Below are 25,617 nucleotides of genomic sequence, written 5' to 3'. Positions count from 1 at the left end.
TTCGCTGCATGTGCGTTCGTGACGATGATGACAGAATGACGTGACGACGGGACGCCAGCCTCACTCGGCGGAGCGCCGAGGGTGAGCACGCCCCTTGCAAGAGACGAGCCCGTTCCATGAGGGGCCACACTAACTTGGGTCCGGGCTCCCTCGTCCTTCCAGTGGCGGCCCCTGAGCCGACCGTTTCCGCTGCCAGCAGCGGCCCCCTTTACACCGGAGTCTTGTTTTCATGCGCATCGGCCTCGTGGGCGCCGGCAAGATCGGCGCGCTCCGCGCGCAGTCCATTCGCGAGGAGCCCTCCACGTCCCTCGCCGCAGTGTTCGACCTCAACGCGGATCTGGCGCGTCAGGCCGCGGGCACCAGCGGTGCGCGCCTGTGTGGCTCGCTCGAGGAACTCCTCGACACGCCGATGGACGCCGTCGTCGTGTCCACACCGGTCCAGGCCCACGTCGAGGCCTGCCTCGGCGCCCTCGGGCGCGGGCTTCACTTGCTGTGCGAAAAGCCGGTCGCGAACACCGTCGAGGACACCCGCCGCATCGTGCAGGCCGCACAGACGGCCAGGCGCGCCTTCGCCGTCGGCTTCAACCTCCGCTACTACCCGGCAATCACGTTCATGCGGGAAACCATCGGCGCAGGCACGATCGGCACCGTGGATCATTTCCGCGTCTTCGGCGGCCACGAAGGCCTCTCGAGCTTCACGCACGACTGGGAGTACAAGACACCGCTCACCGGCGGTGGGGCGATGTGGGACATCGGCATCCACATGACCGACCTCGCACGCCACTTCCTCGGCGAGATCACCGATGTCTACGGCGTGATGTCCAACAACGTGTGGCAAGTGCCTGGCTCGGAGGACAACGCCATGGCCGTGTTCCGCAACCCTGACGGCGTGGCGGCCACGTATCAGGCGACCTGGGACGAGTGGAAGGGCTATGGCTTCTTCATCGAAGCCTATGGCGACAAGGGCATGGTGCGCGGGGCGTACGCTCCCATGGAGAACCTCCTCATCACGCACCAGAACCCCCGCGGTCCGCGCACCCGCGTGCACCATCGCTACCTCGGCATTGCAGTGCGCGAGAAGCTCTATAGCTGGAAGACGACCGCGCTGCTCTCGTTCAAGGACGAGCTGCGCGACTTCCTCGCGCTCGCCGAAGGCAAGCAGGACCTCCCGATCGCCGACGGCTTTGCCGGGCTCCGGGCCGTGGAAGTGGCGGCCGCGGTCCGGGAGAGTACGGCGACGCGTCAGGCCGTGCAGCTCCAACCTCTGGGGCGCATGACGTTGTGAGTACGGGGCCGACGTCCGTATTGAGTGTCATCGTCACCGTCGTCGACGGCGGTGACGCTGTCGTCGAGGTGCTCGACGCACTCGTCAGGCAGGCTGGCGCGCCACCCCTGGAAATCCTCGTTGCGTGGGACGACACCATCCCCGAGGTGGGCGCGCTTTCGACCCGGTTCCCCGCCGTCAGGTTCATCGGCATGGGCCCGGTCGCTACCGCGCGCCCCCCCAAGTCTCCGGCCGGTCAGCACGAACTGTTCGATCGCCGTCGCTCGGCGGCGCTGACCCACGCCTCCGGTGAGCTGGTGGCGATGGTCGAGGACCGCGCCCGCCCGCGGCCCGACTGGGCGGCAACGATGGTGCGGGCACACCGTGACCTGCCGCACGGCGTGATCGGCGGTGCCATAGCGCCGGCCACCACCGATGTGCTCAACTGGTCGGTGTGGGCGGTCGACTACGGACGTTACGCGCCACCGTTTGCCACGGGCGCGCGCGACTGGGTGTCCGATGTCAACGTGTGCTACAAGCGCCGGTGCATCGAAGCGACGCGCACCACCTGGCACGATCGGTACAACGAGGCGCGAGTCCACTGGTCGCTGGCCGCCTCGGGCGAGGTGCTCTTCCTCATCCCGGACGCCGTTGTGGAGTTCCGCAGTCACTATGCAACACTGGGTACGCTCGCCAGGCAGCGATTCCACTGGGGTCGCCTGTTTGGACAGGTCCGGGCCGGCGACGCGTCCGTTGCACGGCGCGCGGCCCTCGTGCTCGCGAGCCCGATCGTGCCCTTCGTGCTGCTCCTGCGTCACGGTCGCACTCAGCAACGACTGGGTAACGCGCCGTCCTACCTGCGGGCGCTACCGACCGTGCTGGCGATCCTCGTGGCCTGGAGCGCCGGCGAGGCCTGGGGTGCGATCACCGGCCGCGCCTGAGCGCTCATCGCACCCACGCGGCTCTACGCACACTCCGATCCGTCTTGCGCCCGTGTGCGATCACTGGCCGCGCCTGAGCGCTCATCGCACCCGCGCGGCTCTACGCCTACGCCGATCCGTCTTGCGCCCGTGTGCGATCACTGGCCGCCCTTGAGCGCTCATCGCACCCACGCGGCTCTACGCCAACGCCGATCCGTCTGGAGAACGCGTGCGATCACGGGCCGCTCCTGAGCGCTCATCGCACCTTGCCCAGCGAATCGCCGGGGCCGGCGAGATAGCCCACGAGTTCCCCGGCGGCCCACGACAGCACGAACGTCGCGATCAGCGGCAGCGATCGCAGCAGCGTGCCCCGGTGCTCCGAGCGCGCACCAACTCGCGAGACGATCCGCATCAGCAGCACCGGAGGCAGCGCGAGCGAGCCCGCCGCGTAGGCGAGGCGCTTGACCGCCGAGGACTGCTGGCTGCGCTTGCCGGCGAAGGACCGCGAGTAGAGATAGCGCTGCGAAACGTACTCCCACAGCGAATAGTGCTTGTCGTGCCCGACCACGCCCTCGGGTACCATGACGAGGCTGCCGCCCTCCGCCTTGATCGCCTCGTGCATGTCGTTCTCCCAGCTGCCGCGCCGAAGCATCTCGACATACCGGCGCGCGGTCGCGGACGGATAGACCACGTTGTTGCCGGGCAGCCACGACGTGACACCGCCGCCAAGGGGAGGCATGCAGTGCGAGTACTCGCACAGAAAGGCCGCGCGATCGAGCAGGGTCGTCGTCGCCAGGTTGTCGACCGGGCCTCCAACGACGGCTCCGGTTTCCTGCGCCCGTTCGGTCATGAGCTTCACCCACCCCGCGGGCACCGCAACGTGATCCTCGATCACCGCGACCCACGGCGTGGTCACCCGTTCGAACGCCAGCGCGCGCATCGCCGGGATCGTCGTCCCGTGCGGTACATCCATGACTTGCGCCCAGGGAAAGGAAGACCGAACCAGGCCGGCTACCGGCGCGCCGAGTCGAGAGACCACGATGGCTTCGACGCCGGTGGCCGCTCGCTCGCGCGCGAGGGCTTCGAGCGTCTTCTGGACGTCCAGGGGCTCGTTGACGGCCGGAACAATGACGGTCAGGGATGCGGTCACGTGAGGAGCGTACGATGGGTCTGAGGGAGAGTGCTTGATCCGTTCACCGGTGCTGTCAAGTTTCGGGCCTGCCGTGGGCTGGCCGGTCACGGTGTCCGGAAGCGGCCGAGCACCGTGGCGCGGTTCCTGCCCAATGACCGGGGAAATCTCACCTTCGACCGTTTCCTCTTGAAGCGCATGCCGAACGATCGCCGCGAGGACCGTGAGTGGGTGATCCCGCTCGCGCTCGCCGTACTGGCTCTCGGGCTGCGCCTGCCCGGACTCAACGACGGCCTCTGGAACGACGAGATCGCGGCCATCATTCAGTCGTTTCGCACGTCGTTTCCCGAAAACCTCTCGGAGTTCCGCGGCGACAACAAGCATCCGCTCTACGCGCTGCTTGCGCATGCGTCGCTCTCCGTGTTCGGCGAGTCGGCCTGGGCGATCCGCCTGCCGGCGCTGCTGTTTGGCGTGGCCTCGGTCCCGATGCTGTTCTGGCTGGCCAAGCCGTTGGTCGGCCGTCGCGAGGCCATCGCCGCCGCGCTGCTCCTCGCCGTGTCGTACCACCACGTGTGGTTCTCGCAGAGCGCCAGGGGCTACAGCGCGCTGCTGTTCTTTGCGTTGCTCACCACGCACCAGTTGCTGGCGATGCTGCATCGCAGCGATCGCCGGGCGGCGGGCTGGTTTGCGCTCTGCATTGCGCTCGGTACGTACGCGCACCTGACCTTCGTCTTCTTCGTGATTGCGCAGGGTGTCGTTGCCCTCGCGGCCCTCGTGTGGCCTACGGGCGATCGGCCGCGAAGCGACTGGCGCGTCGTGCTGCTTCCGTTCGTTGGCGGCGGCGTGATCAGCGCGGCGCTGCACTACCCGATGCTGCAGCCGATGCTCGACTACTTCACGCAGCCGTCGGACCAGACGGGCGTGTCGTCTCCGGCGTGGGCGCTCGCCGAGGGGATTCGCGTGTTGCGCGCCGGGTTCGGGGACGCGTTCGGTCTCGCCATCATTGCGCTCGCGCTGGCTGTGCCAATCGGTCTGGCGGGCGTGATCACCTGGTTCCGTCGCGACCGTCACGTCGCGCTGATCATCGTGCTGGCGCCGCTCGCCATCATTGGCGGTGCGGCGATCGGACGGGGGACGATGTACCCGCGGTTCTTCTTCGTGTTGGGCGGCTTCTTCGTGCTCCTCGTGGTCCGTGGCGCGTACGCGACCGGCGTGTGGTTGTCGCAGTGGTCAAGGCGCCTGACGACGGAGGAGCGTACACGCCGTGGTGAACTCCTGGGGCAGGCGGCGATCGGCGTGCTCGTCATCGCATCGCTGGCGTCGCTGCCGCGCGACTGGCGCGTGCCCAAGCAGGATTTCGACGGGCCGCTGGCGATGGTGCAGGAGGCCAGGGCGCCGGGTGACGTGGTCGCCGTCGCCGACGTCACCGCGGCGGTCTATCTGCTCTACTACCGGCTGCCCTGGGAACGCGTAAAGACCGCGGCGGATCTCGACGCCTTGCGTCGTCGGGGCAAGGTGTGGTTCGTGTACACCTTCCCGCGCTACCTCGACCTCTACGATCCGGGGCTCGCCGCGCACGTGGACGCCGACTGCCGCGAGCAACGCGTCTTTCCCGCCACGCTGGGCGGCGGCGAGGTCATCGTGTGCACGATGGACGCGCTGACGCCGCCGGCCTAACGAGGCTTGACCGCCGATGCCTGCAGCAGCGGACCGATCGTCCGCAGCACCGTGCGCGCCCCGGGGGCCGTGCGCAGGCGCTCGTACCCGTCGGCCGCCACGCGCAGCAGACCGGTGAACTGCGCGCGCTGTGAATCCGAGAGCCCGGGGATGCCCACGCGCACCTCGCTGAAGCCGGCCCGCACGAGCGCGCGACGAAGTCCGCCCGCCGTGAGGAAGCTCCGGTGAGGTGGGCGCGCCATCTGCAGGCGCGACACCAGGCCGACGAGCGCGTTCGGGAGCAGCCCGCCCGCGGGGAGGCCGATGTGCGGGTCGGGACCCACGCTCGTGCGGTTCGGCGCGCTCACCAGCACGCGTCCCCCGGGCCGCGTCACTCGAAAGGCCTCCGCCAGCGCGCGGGGCTGATCCCGGAAGAGTTCGAGCGCGTGCATGATCGTCACGACGTCGAACGACGCATCGGGGAAGGGAAGGGCTTCCGCACACGCGGCGATCAGCGGCGCCCGAAGTCGTTCCTGCTCGACCTGCTTGAGCCCCATCGTGATGTGACGGAACCCGATGTCGACGCCGACGGCCTGCGCCCCGCGTCGCGCGGCGGCAATCACGAGCGGCGCCTCGCCACACCCGATGTCGAGCACGCGACCCATCGAACCCAAGGGGCCCACATCGTCCTCCCACGAGGCCAGCGCCACCTTGGCGCGCGCGATACCGCCGAGCATGCGCGAGGCGTTGAGGCGCGCCTGCGGTTCCGGTACCTCGGGCGTCATCGCGTAGTACAGTTCGATGATGCCGGCAAAGTCACGCGTGCCGAACTCACGGTGCAGGGCACGCGCCTTGGCGACGTCGCCCAGCCTGGAGATGTACGGGTCGGGCCGCGTCCGAAGGTCGGGGATACCGTGTTCGATCGGCCACGTCGCGCCGCAGGCAGCACAGGCGAGCGACGCCGGCGCGTCAACGTCGACCAACGCCGCCTTGCAGGCCGGGCACACCAGCTCGAGCCAATCGTCCATCGCAAACCCCATGTCGCGCTCCGGTCGCGGTCCTCGTACGCGGTGGCGTATGTTACGCGGGCCTCGCGGCGGCGTCACCTCCGCGGCCACCGACCGGCTCCCTTCGCATGACGACGCCCCTGCCTGACGACGACCGCGCGGCCGGCGCCGCCACGACCGCGAACCCGCGGCGCCTCCTGGGCCTCCCCTGGATCGCGTGGGTCATCGCCCTCTGCGCCGCCGTGGCCCACATCGCGCCCTTCTGGCGCGCCGAACTGAGCCAGCGCGGCGAGTGGACCTTCGAGGAGAACCTCACCATCTCCCCGGACCAGATGCAGTACCGCGTCTGGCTCCGACAGACCCAACGCGAAGGGCCGGTCATCACCAACCGGTTCACCACCGAACCGAACCGCGCGCACCTGCCGGTCTATTTCTTCTGGGCCGTGGGGAAGGCCGGTCGTGCCGTCGGGACCACGCCGGAACGCGCCTACGCCTACGCCGGCAGCGTGCTGGCCATCCTGCTCACGCTCATGGTGTACGCGACGGTGCGCCGCTTCATCGCCGATCCGACGCAGCGGCTCTGGGTCGTGGTGCCGCTGATGGTCGCGGGAGGACTCGGTGGGCACATCAAGGTGCTGCAGCAGATTCCCGCGCTCGCGGCCTCGTCGACGTTCCAGCGATTCCTGCTCGAACCGATCGAACTCTTCCCCGTCTTCGAGGACTACCGCAGCCACTACCTGGTGAAGGTGCTCCTCGACACGCACTCCATCGCGCTGTGGATCGTTGGACTCGGCGCCGTCCTCGCGCTGCACTCGGCGATCACGCGGCTCACGCCGGCGCGCATCGCCGCGGCGATGGGCATGTTCGTCCTCATGACCGTGATGCACGTCTACGAGGGCATCACGCTCCTGGCCATCGCGTGGGGAGTTGCCCTCTGCTGCTGGCCCATGATCCCCGACCGGCGGCGGCTCGTCGGGCTCCTGGCCGGATGCACGCTCGCGGTTGGGGTCTGCTACGCCGTGCTGGGCGCGCTCTATGCGCGATCCGGGCTCCCGCTCCCGGACTGGCGCGCCATCAACATCCTCGTCAGTACGCTGCTCATTGCCTACCCGATCTCGTGGGCTCTGATCGCGTGGGGCGGGCTGGCGCGCTGGCGCATCGGCGGCCTCAGGGAGCGGTTTCTCTTTGGCTGGATCCTTGGCTGCACGATCGTGACGCTCTCCGGTCCGTTCTTTCCGTATCCTGATCGCGGCACGATGACCATGCAGGTGCCGCTCGCGATCCTCGGCGCGATCGCGTATTTCGCGAAATGGCCGCGCGTCAGCGCGCGACATGCCGCGATCCTCGCGCTGGTTGGCGGGGCGGCGCCGCTCTGGCTCGCCGCGCGCACGTGGCACTTCAGCGGGTTTCGCACCGATGCCCCGTTTCAGTACGTGAACCCGTCACATCGCGCGGCCCGCGATGCCCTGCGCGCATCGGCGGACACCAGTCAGATCCTCCTCGCGGACGTGCCCGATCTCCTCTGGCTCGCACCAACGTTCCCGGGCCGGCTCTACGTGGGCCACTTCTTCCTGACGGTGAACTTCACGAGCAAGGTCGCCGCGTTGCGCGAGGCACTCGCCAACCCGTCGCTCATGCCGGCGCTGCTGGAGACGTCCCGCGCCGACTATCTCTTTGTGAATGGCACGCACGATCCCGCGCGTTTTGCGTTCCTACCCGGCCTCGTACCGCTTGCCCGCGAACCGGTGGGATGGCTTTTCCGCGTGGAGCGCTCCGCTCAGGCGTCCTCGGCGAGCCGCACGCGCGCGCCAGGTCCGATCTTCACCACGCCAAACATGACGAGCGCTGCGCCGTAGATCGCAGCGCCCGACACCACGGCCAGCGGCACGGGCCACGCCCGGACCAACCACACCAGAACGCCCATGACTGCCGCGGCGGACGCGGGCGCCACCAGTCGCCGCGCGTAGCGAGCTTCCACACCCGCGCGTCGCACCAGCGCCTGCGCGACCACGAGCCGAACGATGTCGGTCGCCACCGCCGAGGAGGCCGCGCCCATGATGCCGAAGCGCGGAATGAGGATGAGGTTGAGCGCAACGTTCACCACCGCGCCCGACCCGTTCACCCACAGCGCCTCGCGTCGCCTGCCCAGCGCGACGATGGCCGCGACGGGCACCAATCGACTGAGCGTGAGCCCCGCCGCGACGAGCAGGGGCGCCAGCGGCGCCGCCGACGAGGCGTATTCCGCGCCGAAGACGAGGTTCACCAGCGGTCGCGCCAGCACGGCGCCGCCCACCACACACGGCACCATGAGGACGAACAGCAGCAGGTTGGCATCGCTGTACAAGCGACCAAATGCATCGCGATCGTCGCGCAGCCGGCTCAGCCCGGGCAACACATTCGCCGCGTAGGTCACGCCGAGATTGAGCACGAGCGCCACGAGCGCATACGCCGCGGCATAGAACCCCGCCGACTCCGATCCTCTCGTCAGGCGAAGGAGGATCAGGTCGAGGTTGAACGCGATGAGCCCGAGGAGCGACGCGAGCACCAGCGGTGCCGCCCGCCGCATCGTGTGTCTGGCGAGCCCGGCGTCAAACCGCCGTACGCCGCGCCAGGCTCCGGGAATTGCCGAAAGCAGGAACGCGGCAGCGATCGCCTCTCCGATCACGAAGCCAAACGGCACGCGCTCGACGTCGGCCGCCGAACGCACCAGCACCAGCACGACGGCGGCATTGACCGACTCGGCCAGGAAGCGTGCGAGCGCAGGCCGGGCCGGCGTTCCACGCATCAGATACGCAAAGCGGGTGTTGAGCGCGACGGCAGCGAGCCCGATGGCGTAGAGCACCAGCACCACGCCGTCAGGGCTCGGCAGCACCCAGCGTGCGAGGCCGCCCAGCACGACGATCGCGACGATCGCGCTCAGGAACCGGGCAGCGATGATCGTCCCCGCGGCCGCGTCGCCGTGTTCGTCGCGCGGCACCACCTCGGTCACGCCGACCGACTCCAGTTCCCAGCTCACCACCCGGTTCGCATACAGCAGCGCCGCGAGCGCAAAGCTGACGACGCCGAACGGACCCGCGCCGAGGTGCTGGGACACCCACGCCGTGGCGCCAAACGCCACGAGCCGCGCCGCAATCTCCGCCAGGCCAAGCATGGCGAAGCCGCGCCACAGTTGCGCGAGCGGCGTTGGCGATACCTTATCGTTCCCGACGCCCATGCCGACGAGAGTGTGTGGGGAGCGAGTCCCGGCTCCGCGGGGTGACGTGCGCGGGAAGTCTAGCAGGTGCAACCCGATTCCACTGCCAGCCATGATGGATCGAGCGTCGCGCAGCATTGTGGTCATCGTCGTCGGCGCGATGGGCGCCACGGCCTCGTCGATCCATCAACCGGACGTCGCCACGCTGTCCGTGACGCCGGACTCGGTCCTGCTCGCCGTCCCGCGGCGCGAACCCCTGACGGCCATCGCCCGGGATCGAGATGGGGCCGTGGTCCGTGGAACGATCGTCCGATGGGCAAGCAGCGACGCCACGGTCGCCACCGTTGCGCCCACCGGCATGCTCTCGGCGGTTGGACCAGGCGAGGCACGCATCATCGCCAGGGCAGGTTCGGTCGCTGACACCATCCACGTGTCGGTCGTGCCACGGTCCGGAGGGCGCATCGCACGCGTCTCCATTCTGCCGGCATCGGCCACCCTTGCGGTCGGCGAAACCATCACGCTCACCGGCGCGGCCTTCACCGCCAACGGCCAGCCTTCGACGCAGGAAGCGCCGCTCTGGAACACCGACAACCCCCTCGTGGCCGCGGTCACGTCGAGTGGACGGGTCCGCGGACTCGCACCCGGCACGGCCCGCCTCACCATGTCGGCAGGTGGCGCGACGTCGTCGGTGCGCGTCACGGTGACGGGCGCGACGCGCAACGAGATCACCGTGGATACCACCACAACGTTTCAGACGATGACTGGCTGGCAGGGCGCCGGTCAGAACGGATGGTTCGAGTGCGATCGGCTCGCGTTCAGTCTCTACAAGGACCAGCTCCACGATCGCCTCGTGAATGAGCTGGGCATCGAACGCGTCACCATCGCCCTGCGCAGCGGCACGGAGAACACGAAGGACTATCACGCCGAGTTCGCCGCGGGCCGCATTTCGTCGGCCGAGTATCGCCGGTCGTGGAGCGCACCGGTGAACGACAACGAGGATCCGATGGTGAGCGACAGCTCGCGCTTTCAGTGGAGCTTCCTCGACGGCTTCATGGAGCAGGCGGTCCTCCCGTTGCGTGAGCGGCTCGCCGCCCGTGGTGAACGCCTGCAACTCGTGCTCACCTACGTGGATTTCGAGCGCGAGGGCTACCAGCCCGGTGGACTGCGCCACATGAAGCAGCCCGCGGAGTACGCCGAGCTGGTGACCATGGCTTTCGTGCACCTGCAGCAGAAGTACGGCATCGTTCCTGACGCCTTTGAACTCGTCCTCGAGCCGGAACATACGCCCTACTCGGCGGCGGACATCGGGCGCTCGATGGTTGCCTTGGTCGCTCGCCTGCGCGCGGCCGGGTTCGCGCCCACGATCATCGCGCCCTCCACGACCTCGGTGTACAATGCCGCCGCCTTCTACGACCAGATCCTGCAGGTGCCGGGGACCACGGGACTCATCGGTGAACTCTCGTACCATCGGTATGTCGCCGAGGCGTATCCCGCCGTGGACGCCATCGGCCAGCGATGGCTGCGCGACGGGGTGAAGACCGCGATGCTGGAACACATCGGCGCCGACTTCGAGGAGCTGTACGAGGACCTCGTGGTGGCCAACGCGTCGTCGTGGATGCAGTTCGCCAACGGCTTCTGCGGTCGCCGCGACAACCCCGCCGCGCGAGGCGCCTACTACCAGATCAATCAGTCCGATCCGGCGCATCCGCGCGTGAACTTCACCAACGAGTCGAAGCGCTTCCGACAGGTGTTTGCATACGTCCGGCGCGGCGCTGTGCGTGTGGGCGCGACATCCGGCAACCCAACCGATATACTGCCGCTGGCCTTCCGGAACGCCAATGGCCGCATGGTCGCCATCGTGTGGGCAAAGACCGCGGCGACGTTCTCCGTCTCCGGGCTCCCGGCTGGCGCCTACGGCCTCAACTTCAGCACGGCCGGCGCGCAATGGAACGTCGACCGACCCGATCAGCAGGTCGACGCCGGTGGAAGCGTCCGCGCCAGCCTCCCGGCGGGCGGGGTGATGACCATCTACCAGCGCTGAGCGGTCGGACTCGCGCGCGTCACACCTCGACGCACGCCGCCATCGCCGCGACCCATGATCCACGCAATGGCTCCACCGAGCAGGCCGCCGGCAAGGATCACGACTTCGAACGCGAGACCCACCGCGACCGCGGTCGCTCCCGGTACGCCGAACGGCGCAAAGAGCAGGGCCTGCGCCGCCTCGCGGACGCCAATGCCGCCCTGCGTCACCGGCGCGAGCCCGGAGACCTTTGCCAGCGGCCATACGAAGAGCCACACGTAGAGCGGCACGTCGATGCCCATGCGCAGTCCGAGCAACCAGTTCATCACCACCAGCAGCGCCTGCAGCGACATCGACATCAGGAACGCGAGCACCAGCGCCGGCACGTTGCCGCGCGCCGCACGAAAGGCCTGCCAGAGCGGAGCGAGCTTGCGGCGGATCTTGAAGGGCAGCCGACCAAATGGCAGGAACCACACGAGCGCGAGACCGCCGATGGCACCCACCGCGCACACCGCAATCACACCGAGGAGTATGCGCCGGCTCTGCGGATCGAGGGCACGTGGTGAAAGCACGGCGCCGATCGCCGCCACACTCGCCAGTCCAACGATGTCCAGCACGCGGTCGACCACGCTGCCCAGCACGAGGCCCGTGCGGGAGCGCGCCGTGCGCAGCGCCATGCCCATGCGCACCACGTCGCCGCCAACGATCGACGGCAAGAACATGTTGCCGAAGAGGCCCCAGTAGTACGCGCGCGCCGCACCGGCAAACGGCAGCCCCGCCCCAACGGCGTTCACCACGACGCGCCACTTGGCAATGCCGATGAGGTGCAGGCCCAGGTACGACGCGATCGCGACCAGGAACACCCACACCGGCAGGCTGCGCAGCGCGGCGCGGATGTCGCCGAACGGCAGCACCTGGAACAGCAGCAACAGCATGGCTGCGCTGCCGGCAATGCGCACGGCCGGGTGTTTCCACACCGGTCGTCGCCGCGTTCCGGCGTCGCTCACAGCGCCTCGGGCGGCTCCGACGCCTCGCGCGCGGCGTCCATCCGCCGCTGACGGTAGAGCACCTCCTCCACGATCCGTCGATTGAAGCTGATGAGGTCCGACAGCACGCCGATCAGCAGCACCTGAAAGCCCACCACGATGAGGATCGTGGCCAGGAGCAGCGACTGGACGTGGCCGACGCGATTGCCGGTGACGTAGAAGTACAGGAACCGCCCCGCCGGGATGAGCCCGAGCAGGATCAGCACCATCCCCCACGACACGAAGAACCGGAGCGGGCGGTACATCGCGTACGCCCGCAGGATCGTCACGCCGGATTTCCGGATGTAGTGCGGGATGCTCCGCATGAGGCGCGACGGACGGGTCTGCGCGTTGATCCCGATGGGCACAAACTTCACGGCCGCGCGTCGTGCGCCCGCCTGGATCAGCGACTCGAGCGTGTACGAGTAGTTGCTGAGCACGATGGTGCGGAGCGCCGCCTCGCGGGTCATCGCGCGAAATCCACTCGTCGCATCGGGTGTGTCGAGGCCCGCCGCGCGCCCCACGACGCCGCTCCCGAGCACCTGCAGCCGGCGTTTGATGGGCGAGAAGTGCGCCAGGCTGCCCACGCCCCGGTCGCCGACCGTGAGTTCCGCCTCGCCGTCGATGATCGGAGCGACCAGCTTTGCGATGTCGCTTCCCTGGTACTGATTGTCGGCGTCGGTGTTCACGATGATGTCGGCGCCGGCGCGCAGCGAGGCGTCGAGGCCCGCCATGAACGCCGCGGCCAGACCCCGGTTCCGTTCGAAACTCACCACGTGCGCTGCACCCAGCGATCGCGCCACCTCGGCCGTGCCATCCGTGCTGCCGTCGTCGATGATCAGGATCTCGATCGTGTCGATGCCCGGGATCGACCGCGGCAGCTGCGCGAACGTCGCCGGCAGCGTCGTCGCCTCGTTGAGGCAGGGGATCTGGATGATGAGCTTCACGGCTCAGTCCTCGACCACGTGCGTCTTGAAGACTTCGCGGTATCCGGCCCACTTCTCGTGGTCGAAACCCGTTGGCGTCAGGCAGTCGACGGCCGAATACGCCATGTACAGCGCGTGATGCGTATTGTCGTGCGCAAAGAGTCCCTGGCGCCCGTAGACCAGCACATTGGGTTGCGACGCTGCCCAGTCGTCGAGCACGGCCAGCGGCTTCTCGTAGCCCATCAGGTATGTCGGATATGCCTGGGCCAGGCGCCGCACGTGTACCGCGATGGGCTTGTCCGGCAGCGGAATCCCCGCAGTTCTCGTGTCCTTCTCCACGAGGTCGGCCAACGACTGGTCATTCGCCGACCAGATCTCGTCGCCCACCTGACACGGATACTCGGCGCAGAGCACCGTCGTGCCCCTGGGTTCCGTGGAGCGGAAATAGTTCTTGGGTTCGGAGAGGCGCGTCACGCGAACGTTGCCCTCCGGGAAGTAGTGCGCGTCCGTGGTCGTGTACTGGTCGACCGGGAGCTGCACGTACACCAGCACCATCGCGCGATACCCGATCGACTGTGCAGCCGCCATCACCGGCGCCGGCGGCGCAGGCTGCGTGATCTTGGCCAGGAGCGTGATGGGGATGGTCGACCAGATGTGGTCGGCATGGATGGTCCGCCGCTCGGTGCCGCGCTCCGCGGTGATGGTCCACGTGTACCCCGGCTCGGTCGATCGCTCGATGCGCGCCGCGCCCCATCCCAGCGCGATCTCCGCGCCGGACGCGGTCGCCTCACGCGCGTACACTCGGCTGATCTGCCCGTAGCCTTCGCGCATGTAGTAGTACTTGCCGCCACCGACTGGCTTGAGCAGCCGCTTGATCAGTTTCCCGAAGCTCCCGGCCGTCACGCGCTTGCGCGCCTGGATACCCGACAGAAGTTCGGGCTCCTTGCCCCACAGTTTGCGCGCGTACGGAAAGTAGAAGTGGTGGCACATCGTGGGCCCGAGGTTCGCGAGCAGCACCGACGCGAACGTCTCGCCCTCGGCCGGGCGCGCGAGCTTGCGCTGCACGAGGTCCTTCACCATTCCCAGCGCAAACCCCTTGTCGAGCCGGCGGAGCAGGTCGAGCGACTTGATCGGAAAGTGCAACCACTCGCCGCGAAGCCGGATGCGCCCATGCCGATCGAAGTCCCCGAAGTCGGCGGCGAGCATGCGCTGGATGTCGGCGAGGATATCGGGATGCACCGTGTGGTGCAGGCGATGGCTGCCGTAGTCGAGCCACTGTCCCGCCCACTCAAACGAGCCGGCGTTGCCGCCAACCACCTCCTGGCGCTCGAGCAGCGTGACGCTCGCCTTGTTGGTGCGGCGCAACTGGTAGGCGGCGCCGCACCCGGCAGGACCACCGCCGAGCACGACCACGTGCGGGAGCCGACTCATCGGACCGCCGCCGGTTGTTCCGTCGCCGCCAGCCCACGCTGGCCGCGCGCCATCCATTCGCGATACCACGCCACGGTGTCGCTCAACGACTCCTCGAGCGTCCATCGCGGCTCCCACCCGAGGCGCCGACGCGCCTTGGTGCAATCGAGGTATTGCTTCGGGATCTCGTTCGACGCCTGGTTGAGGATCGTCAGCGGCAGCGCCGACTGGTTCATCACCTCGAGCACCTTGGTCGCCATCGCAATGACCGACAGCGGCGTCTCCGTGCCGAAGTTGAACGCTTCACCCGTGAACCCATCGTCCGGCATGCGCTCGGCAAGAGCGAGGTAGGCCTGCACGGCGTCGCGCACGTAGAAGTAATCGCGCACGAACGTCCCGTCGCTGCGGATCACTGGCGCCTCGCCGCGGAGCGCCGAGCGTATCGTTCCCGGCACCAGGCGGTTGAAGTTGAGGTCGCCGCCACCGTACAGGTTGCCGCAGCGCGTCACCGCGACCGGCAGCCGGAACGAGTGGAAGTACGAGAGCGCGATCAGGTCGGCACAGGACTTGGAGACGTCGTAGGGATACTTGCCCACCAGCGCCGCATCTTCGGTGTACGGCAGCCGGTCGTGTTCGCCGTACGCCTTGTCGCTCGACGCCACGAGCACGCGCTCGACCCTGGTCATCTGGCGCGCGGCCTCCAGCAGCACCCACGTCCCCTTGATGTTCGCCTCGAACGTGGAGAGCGGTGAGCGCGAAGCCGTGCCGACGATCGTCTGGGCGCCCAGGTGGAAGATCGTGTCGATCTCGTATTCGTTGAGGGCACGAAGGACCAGCAGATAGTCCTCGAGGTCGCCGCGCACGAGACGGCAGCGCGACAGCGAACCCGACGTCACCGACTCGCTGTCCGGTACCCAATCGCGCACGAGGCACACCACGTCCGCACCACGGCGAAGCAGTTCTGCCGTCATGTGCGAACCCAGCAGACCGGTCGCGCCGGTCACGAATACCCGCTTCTGGTTCCAGAAACTCATGCCCAGGTCTTCCATGGCGCGGCGCCACCGGCCCACAGCCCCTCGAGGAGGTCACGCTCGCGCACGGTATCCATTGGTTGAAAGAAGCCGTCGTGTCGGTACGCCATCAGTTCGCCGGCGGCCGCCAGCCGTTCGAGTGGTTCGCGCTCGAGGATGGTCGTGTCGTCGGTCAGATAGTCGAGCACGCCCGGTTCGAACACGAAGAAGCCGCCGTTGATCCAGCCGCCCTCGGCCTGCGGTTTCTCCGAAAACTGCTTCACCGCGGTCCCATCGATGTGCAGCCCGCCAAACCGCGCCGGAGGCCGCACCGCGGTCACGGTGGCGAGCCGACCATGGGTGCGGTGGAACTGCACGAGCGCCCCCACGTTCACGTTCGAGAGGCCGTCGCCGTACGTGCACATGAAGGTGCCGCCGCTCAACTGATCACGAAGGCGGCGCAGCCGTCCACCGGTCATCGAGTCGAGGCCGGTGTCGATCACACCCACCTTCCAGTCCAGACGCGATGGCGTCAGGACATCCACGGCGCCACTCCGCAGATCGACGAAGAAGTCGCTCTCGTGCGTCGCGATGTCGCGGAAGTACTGCTTGATCATCTCGCCCTTGTACCCGCACGCGACCACAAACTCCTTGTGGCCGAAGGACGCGTAGAACTGCATGAGGTGCCAGAGCAGCGGGCGTCCACCAATCTCCACCATGGGCTTGGGCCGCATCGTGGTTTCTTCGCTCAGGCGCGTGCCGCGCCCTCCGGCCAGGATGACCACGCGCATCGTCAGATGATCCGGGGCGAGGGAATCGGGATGATGAACTGCCCGCCGGCGGCGCGATACGCTGCCTGCTGCTCCATCACTTCCTCGGCAAAGTTCCAGGCGAGGATCAGCACGTAGTCCGGCTGCTCCTCGATCAGCGTCTCCACCGGTCGCACGGGGAGGTGCACGCCCGGCGTCAGTTTGCCCACCTTCCACGGATTCCGATCCACGGTGTACGCCAGGAGCTCGGGCGTGATCCCGCAGTAGTTGAGCAGCGTGTTGCCCTTGGCGGGTGCGCCGTAGCCTACCACACGCTTGCCTTCGCTTCGGAGACGGCGCAGGAGCGCGAGGAGGTCGCGGCGCTGCTCAGCGCTGGCCTGCGCAAACGCTTCCCACGCTGCCAGCGTCGCCAGTCCGTTCTCCTGCTCCTCGACGAGGCGACGCTCCACCGCGGCCGCATGCGGTACACCGGGCCGAAACCACACGCGCACCGAGCCCCCATGCACCGGGACGTCGTCGACCCGCACGATGCCAAGGCCGGCGAGTTCGGCGAGGCGCGCGAGTGCGGTCACGCTGAAGTAGCAGAGGTGCTCGTGGTACACCGTGTCGTATTCCACCCCGGTGAGCATCTCGGTGGCATACGGCACCTCGACAATCACCGCACCGTCGGTGTCGATCAGGTCTGCGGCCCCGCGGAGGAACCCCTGCGTATCGTCCACGTGCGCCAGCACGTTGTTGCCGATCACGGCGCGGGCCTTTCCGTGTGTCGCGCGAAGAGCCGGCCCGGCCTCGCGCGTAAAGAAGCGATTGTCGGTCGGAATACCCCGTGCGTTGGCTCCCGACGCGATGTTGCGTGCGGGCTCGACGCCAAGGATGCGCACGCCCAGGTCGCGGAAGCACGACAGCAGCGAACCATCGTTGCTCGCGATCTCGACCACGAGGTCGTCGTGGCCGAGCAGAAGCTCGTCGACCACGGCCCGCGCATACCGACGGTTGTGCGCGGCGATCGTCGTCGATGTGCCGGTGACATAGATGTAGTCGCCGAAGAGCACTTCGGGATCGATCACGTCGGCGAGCTGCACGAGCGAACAGCTCGTGCAGAAGTACACGTCGAGCGGGAAGCGTCGTTCCCTCGCCGCCTCGTCCGCGCTCCGCAGGAAGCTGTTGGCCAACGGCTGGTTGCCCAGCTCCAGAAAGCGGTGCAGGGTGGCCCCACCGCACGCACGACAGGTCGTGCGGTGCGTCAGGAGTTGTCGACCCTCGTCGTGCACCCGCGGATCCAGCGCCGTCATGAGCGGGGAGACGTCCCCGCGGCCGCTGGCACGGCGCGCGACGCACGCCAGCGCGACAGCTCGCCGGAGAACCGGTAGCGCAGGAGCGCGGTGAAGAACTCCCAGCACGTCAGCGCACGGACATGCGAGAGTCCGCTGCCACGCATCCGCGCGAACACGTTGTACTCGAGCACCCGCACGCCGAGGTAGTGTGCCTTGATCATGATCTCCGGGTCGAGGAACCACTGCCGGCTCTGCAGGTCCATGCGCTGCACCACGTCGCGCGGCATGATCTTGGGCAGACCGTTGATGTCGAGCGATTCGACGCCGGGCCACAGGGCACGAAAGAAGACATTGTAGCCGATCGAAACGAGCTTCCGCGCGCCCCCGTCCATGCGGAAGCGCCGGCGCGCCTTGGCGATCACCGGCTCGCCACATTGAATCGCATCCTCGAACAGTCGCACGGCGTCTTCGGCGTCCACCTGGCCGTCGGCGGGAATCACGCCGATCCACGGCGCCGAGCACCGCGGGATGCCGGAAAGGATCCCGTTGCCGTAGCCGATGTTCACCTCGACGCGATGCACGACCACCTGCGGATGCGCCGCGGCCAGGTCACGCAGAATCTCGCCCGTTCGATCACGCGAGCCGTTGTCCACCGCCACGAGTTCGATGGCGATCTCCGCACGCTCGAACGCTCCGAGCACGCGCTTCACCGTCTGGGCAACGATCGCTTCCTCGTTGTAGCACGGCATGACCAACGAGAGGCTCGGCGTGGTCGCGCCGGTGGCGCGCTCAGGCGTCGTCATGCACGGGCAGGGCGAGGGAAACAGGAGTCACGCGCATCACGGAGTCGGACCGGCTCGGTAGATCACCACACCGCAGTACAGCACCCACAGCGTCACGGCCAACAGCAACCCCCGGTCATTCAGCAGCGTCTCCGACGGGTTGCCGTCCTGCCGACGATGGACCAGGTAGAGATAACGAAGCACGCCGTACAGGACGAAGACCGTGCTGTACGAAAGGACTTCACCGCCCACGAGCCGCGCCGTCTCGGACTCGAGCGTGTACATGATGTACGAGACGATCGTCACCGCCAGCAGCACCACGGAGAGCTGGTCGAGGAACGGCGTGGAATACTGACTCAACACCGCGCGATGATCCTGCGAGCCCTCGCCAAGGAGCACGAGTTCGTGCCGCCGCTTGGCAAAACCCAGATAGAGCGAGAGCAGGCCGCCACAGAGGATCAGCCACACCGACGGCCGCACCTGCACGGCGGCGGCGCCAGCCACCAGGCGCAACACGAAGAACGCGGCAATGGCAAAGACATCCAGGATCACGACCTGCTTGATCCAGACGCTGTAGACCACGTTGAGCAGCAGGTAGGCGACCGTGATCGCGAGCAGCGACGTGCCCACGTACCACGCCGTGCCCAGCGCGAGCGCCACGAGGAGCGCGGCAACACCGATCCCGGCCGCCACGCTGATGGCACCCGACGCGATTGGCCGGTTGCGCTTGCCGGGATGTGCGCGATCCTGCTCGCGATCGACGATGTCGTTGAGTACGTACACCGCGCTCGCCGCCAGACAGAAGACCGCAAAGGCGAGCGCCGCCGCGCGCTGCGAGGCTGGATCGAGCGCGCGCCCGGAGAAGAGCAGCGGCGCCAGCACGAAGAAGTTCTTCACCCATTGATGCGGCCGCAGGAGCCTGGCCCAGGACCGCACGGACGCACGGCCGACCGCGGCCGACCGCTCCAGCGGTGGCGTCGTCGCGTTGGGGTGCGTTACAGGCATGAAGGAACGGTCGGTGCTCGGGGGATCGATCGCGGGTTGACCCGATGGTCGCAAGAACCTCGCCGGTTTGGGGACGCGGCCCGGGCCGACCGGTCATGATATCAGCCTCATGACGAATCTCGGTCGCACTCGGCACCGTGCTCAACCTGAGACGGTAGTGTGGCCTGACGACAACACACCGGTCGGCCGCCGTGCGGGCCATTGTAAACAGAAAGTGAACGGGATGCGGCTGATTCGTCTACATGGGCCGACAATGTGTCCGATTCTGTCGATTGCGGTCCACAATTCAGGCGGATCTGAGGTTCCTAAGGTGTGTCGGCGGGCGAACAAGCTCACGCGTCAACCAGAGCCGGTGCTGCTGATGGCGTCGACGGCGCGCTGGCCCGCTTCTTGTCATGCAATATCCGACATGACACCGCTTCACGCCGTCGGCCACGACTCCAGCGTCTTCCTTCCGGCTCCGCGTTCGGCCCGCCCGAACATCTCGATCGTCCTGCTGTCCCGCAGCGACGCCGAGCTGGAGCGGGCCATGCGTGTCGTCGGGACTGCTGCGGAGCCGCTGAACGCGCAGCTCGTGCTTGTGTGCGAAGAAACCACCGGTGCCTCACGCGAGCGCATCGTGAGCATGGCAAAGGCGCACCCATGCGCGCTTGCGTGGGTTGGCGCGGGGAGCGACCGGAGTGCAATGACCGACGAGGGCCTCAAGCACGTCACTGGTGACATCGTTACGTGCCGTGAAGACAATCGCGTCGGTGACGGGGAGTGGCTTGTGGCGCTTGGTCGCTACGGCGCGCCCGTTCGGCGGGCCGACGTCAGCGTCCCCGTTGTAGTTACCGATGAGCGACCCACCGAAGCATCCGGCCGCACGACCCATCGGTCGTCGCACGTGATGTGGAGGCGCTCCAATGAAGCGAGCGAGATCATGACCTGAGGAGGGCCGCGCACACTGGGTCGCCGGGGGGCCACAGCGGTTCCCACCGAGCGCGAACGTCTCCTGTTCGCGCTCGACTAGTTTTCACCATTCAGGCGCGCCGGCCATTCGGCGCGGCGCGCCCCTTGCTATCAGGATGAATACCGCCGGGACGCACCTGCCCGTTCCCGCGCTCCTCCGTCGAATCTGCCCTCGGGCGATCGCACCGAGCATCACTTGAGCCTGGTGGGTATCTCGTTGCCGTTGTTTGCGTTGTTCGTCGTCGAGGGGATCGCGGGGGCGTGGTCGGCTCGTCGCCTCGGTCGCGCGCCTGGCAATGTTCGCTTACACACCGAATGACTCCGATCCCACGTAGGGTAGCGCAGCTCAAGCCGGGTGAACACGTCGTCATCATTGGCGCGGGGCCAGCCGGGCTGACGGCGGGATACCTGCTCGCCAAGGACGGCGTGCGCGTCACCGTGCTCGAAGCCGACAGCGTGGTCGGGGGAATCTCGCGGACCGCGCAATACAACGGGTACCGCTTCGACATCGGTGGCCACCGATTCTTCACCAAGATCACCCCGGTCGAGGAGTTGTGGCACGAGATCCTCGGCCCCGAGTTCATCAGCGTTCCGCGGCTCTCTCGAATCCACTACAGCGGCAAGTACTTCGACTACCCGCTCAAGGCCTGGAATGCGCTGAGCGGCCTCGGGCTGTGGAACTCGATGTTGTGCGTGCTGAGCTACGTCTGGTCGCACCTGCGCCCGTACCCGGTCGAGGAGAACCTCGAACAGTGGGTATCGAATCGCTTCGGCAAGCGGCTGTTCTCCATCTTCTTCAAGACGTACACGGAGAAGGTGTGGGGCCTGCCGTGCACGGAGATCCGCGCGGAGTGGGCGGCGCAGCGCATTCAGGGGCTCTCGCTCGCCAAGGCGATCCTCAACGCGGCATCGCTGCAGAAGCGGGGCGACAGCATCAAGACGTTGATCAACGAGTTCCAGTACCCGCGCCTTGGCCCCGGACAGATGTGGGAGATGGCGACCGATCGCATTCGCGCGCTCGGCGGCGAGGTTTTGATGCGGCACGAGGTCGAAGCGCTGGAGACGCGCGACCAGAAGGTTGTGGCGGTGCGGGCTCGCACCGTGGCGGGCGTGAAGCGCATCGAGACGGATCATGTGATCTCGACGATGCCGATTCGCAATCTCGTGCGTGCGCTCGATCCGCAGCCCCCTGTACACATCCGCTCCGCCGGCGACGGCCTCAACTACCGCGACTTCCTTACGGTCGCGCTCGTGATCGATGCGGACTCGCTGTTCCCCGACAACTGGATCTACATCCACTCGCCGGGCGTGAAGGTCGGGCGCATCCAGAACTTCAACAATTGGTCGCGGGCCATGGTGCCCGAGCCGGGCAAGACCTGCCTGGGCCTCGAGTACTTCTGCTTCGAGGGCGATGGCCTGTGGAACAGCGCCGACGCCGATCTCGTGGCACTCGCGCGCAAGGAGATCGGTGAACTGGGCCTGGCCGATCCGACGAAGGTGGTCGATGGTACCGTCGTGCGCATGCCCAAGGCCTACCCCGTCTACGATAGCGCCTACAGCGCGCACCTCGAGACGGCTCGCACCTACATCGATGCCCTCACCAACTTCCACACGGTGGGGCGCAACGGGATGCACAAGTACAACAACCAGGATCACTCGATGCTCACGGCCATGATGGCGATCGCCAACATGCGCGGAGCGTCGCACGACGTCTGGTCGGTGAATACCGACTACGAGTACCACGAGGAGCAGAAGCTGGACATGAAGTCGCTGGACGAGCAGGTCGGCGACTCCCTGGCCTCGAGGAGCGCGCGAACGTCGGTCAGCGCCTAGGGGCGCGTCGTGCGGATCGGCGTGGACGCCACGTGCTGGGCGAATGCGAGGGGCTACGGGCGGTTCGCGCGCGAACTGATGCGGGCGCTCGTCGAGCATGCGCCCGACGACCGCTTCATCTGTATTGGCGACCAGACGTCGCTCGACGCCTTCCCGCTCGAGGCACCCAACGTGGAGCGACATGTGGTGACGTTGTCGGCGACGCCATCCGTGGCTGCCGCGGCAGACGGCCATCGCACGCTCGCGGACATGTTCGCGCTGACCCGTGCGGTGTACCGCCGTCGTCCCGACGTCTTCTTTTCGCCGAGTGTCTACACCTGGTTCCCGCTCGCGCCCGGCCAACGCGCGGTGGTCACCGTCCATGACGCCATCGCCGAGCGATTTCCGCACCTCACGCTGCCGTCGCGGCGTGCCCGACTCTTCTGGAAGCTCAAGGTCGGGCTCGCGATCCGGCAGGCGCGCCTCGTCCTGACGGTCAGCGACTATGCGGCCGGCGAGATCGAGCGCATGTTGGGCGTTCCGCGTCGACGCCTGCGCGTGGCGGTCGAGGCGCCCGCCGCGGTCTATGAACCGAGCGCCCCGGCCGATATCGAGTCCGCGCGTCGGGCCTGGTCACTCGGGCAGGCGCCCTACTTCGTGTACGTCGGTGGCTTCAACCCGCACAAGCGGCTCGATGCCGTGATCCGTGCACACGGCGATGTGGCGCGCGAGGCCGGGCGCGTCGCGCCGCACCTGCTGCTCGTGGGCCGCCTCTCAGGCGATGTATTCCATGGCGAAGCCGATCGCCTGCGCACGATGATCGCCGAAGAGGGCACGGGCCACCTCGTGCAGTGGACGGGCTTCGTTCCCGACGAAGACCTGCGACACCTCCACTCGGGCGCCACGGCGGTCGTCCTGGCAAGCGAGTCCGAAGGGTTTGGACTGCCCGCGGTCGAAGGAGCGGCCTGTGGCACCCCGGTCATCGCGACCCGCGAGAGTCCGCTGCCTGCGCTGCTGGCCCGCGGCGGAATCTTCGTCGCGCCCGGCAACGCCGAGGAGATCGCCGCCGCCATGCGCGCTCTGCTCGACGATCCCGCGCGCCGTCGCGAGATGGGAGCCGTGGCGTTCACGCAGGCGCGCGCGCTCACGTGGCAGGCGAGCGCCGCCGCCACGCATCGCGCGCTCCGGGAGGCCGCCGCATGAGCGCGCGCTTCCTCATGCTCACCACGTTCTACCCACCACACTCGTTCGGTGGCGACGCGGTCGGCATTCAGCGCCTCGCCCGCGGGCTCGTGAAGCTCGGGCACCACGTGACCGTGGTTCACGACAGCGATGCCTATCGCGTACTGACCAGTGGCCCGATGCCCGCGGCGCCACCGCATGACGTCGACGAAGGCGTCGAAGTGATCCGACTGTCGAGCGCGTCCCCGGTGACGTCGACGCTGCTCACGCAGCAGCTCGGGCGCCCCGTCGTCCAGGGGCGTCGGCTACGCGAGATCATCGCGCGCGGACAATACGACGTCGTGAACTACCACAACGTGTCGCTCATCGGCGGGCCGGGCCTATTCGCATTGGCCGGTGACGCCGTCACCGCGTACATGGCACACGAACACTGGCTCGTCTGCCCCATGCACGTCCTCTGGCGTCACGGTCGCGAGCTGTGCACCGGTCGCGAATGTTTTTCGTGCTCGCTCAGCTATCGCCGGCCACCACAGCTCTGGCGGTACACCGGTCTGCTCGACCGCGAGCTTGATCGCATCGATACCATCATCGCCATGAGCGAGTTCAGCCGGGCGAAGCATCGGGAGTTCGGTCTGCGCCAGCCCATGGAAGTGCTGCCGTATTTCCTCCCGGATCCCACGTCCGAGGGGATGCCGACGCCAAGTGGGGCATCACCGCACGACCGGCCATACTTTCTGTTCGCGGGGCGGCTGGAGCGGATCAAGGGCCTGGATGATGTGATCCCCGTTTTTCGCGACCTGCGCGGTGCCGAGTTGCTGGTTGCGGGCGACGGGACACACGCGCCTGCGCTCCAGGCCCTCGCCGCGGACTTGCCCAACGTCCGGTTCCTCGGCCGCATCACCCCGGACGACCTGCGCCGCTACTACGAACACGCAATCGCCCTGATCGTGCCGTCGGAGTGCTACGAGACGTTCGGGATCGTCCTTATTGAGGCGTTCCGGCAGGGAACTCCGGTCATCGCTCGTCGGCTGGGGCCGTTCCCGGAGATTGTGGAATCGTCGGGTGGAGGGGAACTCTTCAGCACGCGGGATGAGTTGCTGGCCGCGATGACGCGTCTTTCCACGGATGCCGCGCATCGCGCCACTCTGGCCGCGGCTGGCTATCGTGCCTACGTGGAGCGGTGGTCGGAACGGGTGGTGGTCCCGCAGTACCTCGACATCATTCGACGGGCCGCACTCCGAAAGGGGCAGCTGCGGACCGCGTCACTCGTGGCATATCCGGAGGCAGCGTGAACGTTTTCATCACTGGCGGTTGCGGGTTCATCGGGTCCCACCTGGCCGAGCGGCTCCTCGACCGGGGCGATCGGGTCATGGTGCTCGACGACCTGTCCACGGGAGCGATGGAGAACATCGCGCACCTCGTCGGGCGCAAGGGATTCGAGTATCGCATCGGCACGGCACTCGACGTGCCGCTGGTGGCCGAGTTCGTGGATCGCGCCGATCTCACGTTCCACCTCGCGGCGGCGGTGGGTGTAAAGCTCATCGTCGAGCGACCGGTGCACACGATCGAGACCAACGTGCGGGCAACGGAGATCGTGCTCGCCGCGGCGGCCAAGAAGCAGAAGCCGGTGGTCGTGGCGTCGACGTCCGAGGTGTACGGCAAGTCGAGCCAGATCCCGTTCCGCGAAGATCAGGACCTCCAGCTCGGCCCCACGTCGCACTCACGCTGGGCGTATGCGTGCTCCAAGGCGCTCGACGAGTGGCTTGCCCTCGCCTATGGCAGGGAAAAGGGGGTGCCGGTCATCATCACGCGGTTCTTCAACACTGTTGGCCCGAGGCAGACGGGGCGCTACGGCATGGTGCTCCCAAACTTCGCACAGCAGGCTTTGCGTGGTGAACCGATCACCGTGTATGGGACGGGCAAGCAGTCCCGCTGTTTTGGACACGTCAGGGACGCGGTCGAGGCCGTCCTGCGGCTGACGGCGACACCGGCGGCGATCGGTGAGGTGTTCAACGTCGGCACGACCACCGAGGTGTCGATGCTCGGTCTCGCGGAGCAGGTGCGCGCCGCGGCGGGCAGCAGTTCGGAGATTCGCCTGATACCCTACAGCGAGGCCTATCAGGCAGGATTCGAGGACATGATGCGTCGCGTCCCCGATGTGTCCAAGCTGGAACGCACGACAGGCTATCGCCCGATGACGTCGCTCGAGGAGATCATCCACGACGTGGTCGAGGACCAGCGCTCGCGTCTCGCGCTCCCGGTTACCGCGGCCCGCGCCTGA

The 25,617-nt window shown here is 67.6% G+C and carries 21 protein-coding genes; 10 read left to right on the top strand and 11 right to left on the bottom strand.

Features of this window, described 5'->3' with window-relative positions:
* The first annotated feature begins 229 nt into the window (after positions 1 to 229).
* Positions 230 to 1,285 carry a Gfo/Idh/MocA family oxidoreductase gene (locus IT361_01110; protein ID MCC6316258.1) on the top strand — a complete coding sequence of 352 codons (1,056 nt, stop codon included), beginning with the start codon at positions 230 to 232 and terminating at the stop codon, positions 1,283 to 1,285.
* Positions 1,286 to 1,305: 20 nt separating this feature from the next.
* Positions 1,306 to 2,205, top strand: coding sequence for a hypothetical protein (locus tag IT361_01105; protein MCC6316257.1), 900 nt, complete (start codon positions 1,306 to 1,308; stop codon positions 2,203 to 2,205).
* 235 nt (positions 2,206 to 2,440) lie between these two features.
* On the opposite strand, the gene IT361_01100 is transcribed toward IT361_01105, so the two are convergent.
* A complete protein-coding gene (locus IT361_01100; GenBank protein MCC6316256.1) occupies positions 2,441 to 3,334 on the bottom strand; it encodes a glycosyltransferase in 894 nt (297 codons plus the stop codon).
* A 177-nt stretch (positions 3,335 to 3,511) separates the two neighbouring features.
* On the opposite strand from IT361_01100, the gene IT361_01095 reads away from it, so the two are divergent.
* Positions 3,512 to 4,990, top strand: coding sequence for a glycosyltransferase family 39 protein (locus tag IT361_01095; GenBank protein MCC6316255.1), 1,479 nt, complete (start codon positions 3,512 to 3,514; stop codon positions 4,988 to 4,990).
* Here the strand turns inward: IT361_01095 and IT361_01090 are convergent.
* A complete protein-coding gene (locus IT361_01090; GenBank protein ID MCC6316254.1) occupies positions 4,987 to 6,009 on the bottom strand; it encodes a methyltransferase domain-containing protein in 1,023 nt (340 codons plus the stop codon). The two genes, IT361_01095 and IT361_01090, sit on opposite strands and share 4 nt — an antisense overlap.
* Before the next feature lie 95 nt (positions 6,010 to 6,104).
* On the opposite strand from IT361_01090, the gene IT361_01085 reads away from it, so the two are divergent.
* Entirely contained in the window at positions 6,105 to 7,832 is a 1,728-nt protein-coding gene (locus IT361_01085) for a hypothetical protein (GenBank protein ID MCC6316253.1), read from the top strand.
* Here the strand turns inward: IT361_01085 and IT361_01080 are convergent.
* Positions 7,754 to 9,190, bottom strand: coding sequence for a polysaccharide biosynthesis C-terminal domain-containing protein (locus IT361_01080; GenBank protein MCC6316252.1), 1,437 nt, complete (start codon positions 9,188 to 9,190; stop codon positions 7,754 to 7,756). The genes IT361_01085 and IT361_01080 overlap by 79 nt on opposite strands.
* Before the next feature lie 91 nt (positions 9,191 to 9,281).
* Here IT361_01080 and IT361_01075 point away from each other — a divergent pair, with 91 nt between their 5' ends.
* Positions 9,282 to 11,210 (top strand): Ig-like domain-containing protein, encoded by a 1,929-nt coding sequence (locus IT361_01075; protein ID MCC6316251.1) that lies wholly within the window; start codon positions 9,282 to 9,284, stop codon positions 11,208 to 11,210.
* On the opposite strand, the gene IT361_01070 is transcribed toward IT361_01075, so the two are convergent.
* The 8 genes from IT361_01070 to IT361_01035 are packed head-to-tail and all read right to left on the bottom strand — an operon-like array spanning position 11,198 to position 19,391.
* Positions 11,198 to 12,196: a flippase-like domain-containing protein gene (locus IT361_01070; GenBank protein MCC6316250.1), complete on the bottom strand. Its 999-nt coding sequence runs from the start codon at positions 12,194 to 12,196 to the stop codon at positions 11,198 to 11,200. The two genes, IT361_01075 and IT361_01070, sit on opposite strands and share 13 nt — an antisense overlap.
* Positions 12,193 to 13,161, bottom strand: a complete 969-nt coding sequence (locus IT361_01065; GenBank protein ID MCC6316249.1) for a glycosyltransferase family 2 protein — start codon at positions 13,159 to 13,161, stop codon at positions 12,193 to 12,195. The genes IT361_01070 and IT361_01065 overlap by 4 nt, the downstream gene beginning before the upstream one ends.
* A gap of 3 nt (positions 13,162 to 13,164) precedes the next feature.
* The gene (locus IT361_01060) at positions 13,165 to 14,571 is read right to left on the bottom strand and encodes an FAD-dependent oxidoreductase (protein MCC6316248.1); all 1,407 of its coding nucleotides are present in this window, start codon (positions 14,569 to 14,571) and stop codon (positions 13,165 to 13,167) included.
* Entirely contained in the window at positions 14,568 to 15,584 is a 1,017-nt protein-coding gene (locus tag IT361_01055) for a GDP-mannose 4,6-dehydratase (GenBank protein MCC6316247.1), read from the bottom strand. Before IT361_01055 ends, IT361_01060 begins: the two co-directional genes overlap by 4 nt.
* Positions 15,581 to 16,351, bottom strand: a complete 771-nt coding sequence (gene rfbF, locus IT361_01050; GenBank protein MCC6316246.1) for a glucose-1-phosphate cytidylyltransferase — start codon at positions 16,349 to 16,351, stop codon at positions 15,581 to 15,583. Before rfbF ends, IT361_01055 begins: the two co-directional genes overlap by 4 nt.
* 2 nt (positions 16,352 to 16,353) lie before the next feature.
* Entirely contained in the window at positions 16,354 to 17,622 is a 1,269-nt protein-coding gene (locus IT361_01045; protein MCC6316245.1) for a class I SAM-dependent methyltransferase, read from the bottom strand.
* Positions 17,619 to 18,407 carry a glycosyltransferase family 2 protein gene (locus IT361_01040; protein MCC6316244.1) on the bottom strand — a complete coding sequence of 263 codons (789 nt, stop codon included), beginning with the start codon at positions 18,405 to 18,407 and terminating at the stop codon, positions 17,619 to 17,621. Before IT361_01040 ends, IT361_01045 begins: the two co-directional genes overlap by 4 nt.
* 36 nt (positions 18,408 to 18,443) lie before the next feature.
* The gene (locus IT361_01035) at positions 18,444 to 19,391 is read right to left on the bottom strand and encodes a decaprenyl-phosphate phosphoribosyltransferase (GenBank protein MCC6316243.1); all 948 of its coding nucleotides are present in this window, start codon (positions 19,389 to 19,391) and stop codon (positions 18,444 to 18,446) included.
* 409 nt (positions 19,392 to 19,800) lie between these two features.
* Between IT361_01035 and IT361_01030 the strand changes: the two genes are divergently transcribed.
* From IT361_01030 to IT361_01010, 5 genes are all read left to right on the top strand, one after another.
* Positions 19,801 to 20,322 (top strand): hypothetical protein, encoded by a 522-nt coding sequence (locus tag IT361_01030; GenBank protein ID MCC6316242.1) that lies wholly within the window; start codon positions 19,801 to 19,803, stop codon positions 20,320 to 20,322.
* 335 nt (positions 20,323 to 20,657) lie between these two features.
* Positions 20,658 to 22,175 (top strand): NAD(P)/FAD-dependent oxidoreductase, encoded by a 1,518-nt coding sequence (locus IT361_01025; GenBank protein ID MCC6316241.1) that lies wholly within the window; start codon positions 20,658 to 20,660, stop codon positions 22,173 to 22,175.
* A gap of 9 nt (positions 22,176 to 22,184) precedes the next feature.
* Entirely contained in the window at positions 22,185 to 23,357 is a 1,173-nt protein-coding gene (locus tag IT361_01020) for a glycosyltransferase family 4 protein (protein ID MCC6316240.1), read from the top strand.
* Positions 23,354 to 24,628, top strand: a complete 1,275-nt coding sequence (locus tag IT361_01015) for a glycosyltransferase family 4 protein (GenBank protein ID MCC6316239.1) — start codon at positions 23,354 to 23,356, stop codon at positions 24,626 to 24,628. Before IT361_01020 ends, IT361_01015 begins: the two co-directional genes overlap by 4 nt.
* A complete protein-coding gene (locus IT361_01010) occupies positions 24,625 to 25,617 on the top strand; it encodes a GDP-mannose 4,6-dehydratase (GenBank protein MCC6316238.1) in 993 nt (330 codons plus the stop codon). The genes IT361_01015 and IT361_01010 overlap by 4 nt, the downstream gene beginning before the upstream one ends.

The sequence above is a fragment of the Gemmatimonadaceae bacterium genome (assembly GCA_020846935.1).
GTDB lineage: Bacteria > Gemmatimonadota > Gemmatimonadetes > Gemmatimonadales > Gemmatimonadaceae > RBC101.
The sequence above is the reverse complement of the archived record's forward strand: the minus strand, read 5'-3'. Positions and strand labels throughout refer to the sequence as shown.

Excerpts from the sequence above, each read along its gene's own strand:
- IT361_01110 (MCC6316258.1), top strand. The coding sequence starts at position 230 with ATGCGCATCGGCCTCGTGGGCGCCGGCAAGATCGGCGCGCTCCGCGCG.
- IT361_01095 (MCC6316255.1), top strand. The coding sequence starts at position 3,512 with ATGCCGAACGATCGCCGCGAGGACCGTGAGTGGGTGATCCCGCTCGCG.
- IT361_01090 (MCC6316254.1), bottom strand. The coding sequence starts at position 6,009 with ATGGGGTTTGCGATGGACGATTGGCTCGAGCTGGTGTGCCCGGCCTGC.
- IT361_01085 (MCC6316253.1), top strand. The coding sequence starts at position 6,105 with ATGACGACGCCCCTGCCTGACGACGACCGCGCGGCCGGCGCCGCCACG.
- IT361_01080 (MCC6316252.1), bottom strand. The coding sequence starts at position 9,190 with ATGGGCGTCGGGAACGATAAGGTATCGCCAACGCCGCTCGCGCAACTG.
- IT361_01075 (MCC6316251.1), top strand. The coding sequence starts at position 9,282 with ATGATGGATCGAGCGTCGCGCAGCATTGTGGTCATCGTCGTCGGCGCG.
- IT361_01060 (MCC6316248.1), bottom strand. The coding sequence starts at position 14,571 with ATGAGTCGGCTCCCGCACGTGGTCGTGCTCGGCGGTGGTCCTGCCGGG.
- IT361_01055 (MCC6316247.1), bottom strand. The coding sequence starts at position 15,584 with ATGAGTTTCTGGAACCAGAAGCGGGTATTCGTGACCGGCGCGACCGGT.
- rfbF (MCC6316246.1), bottom strand. The coding sequence starts at position 16,351 with ATGCGCGTGGTCATCCTGGCCGGAGGGCGCGGCACGCGCCTGAGCGAA.
- IT361_01045 (MCC6316245.1), bottom strand. The coding sequence starts at position 17,622 with ATGACGGCGCTGGATCCGCGGGTGCACGACGAGGGTCGACAACTCCTG.
- IT361_01040 (MCC6316244.1), bottom strand. The coding sequence starts at position 18,407 with ATGACGACGCCTGAGCGCGCCACCGGCGCGACCACGCCGAGCCTCTCG.
- IT361_01035 (MCC6316243.1), bottom strand. The coding sequence starts at position 19,391 with ATGCCTGTAACGCACCCCAACGCGACGACGCCACCGCTGGAGCGGTCG.
- IT361_01030 (MCC6316242.1), top strand. The coding sequence starts at position 19,801 with ATGACACCGCTTCACGCCGTCGGCCACGACTCCAGCGTCTTCCTTCCG.
- IT361_01025 (MCC6316241.1), top strand. The coding sequence starts at position 20,658 with ATGACTCCGATCCCACGTAGGGTAGCGCAGCTCAAGCCGGGTGAACAC.
- IT361_01015 (MCC6316239.1), top strand. The coding sequence starts at position 23,354 with ATGAGCGCGCGCTTCCTCATGCTCACCACGTTCTACCCACCACACTCG.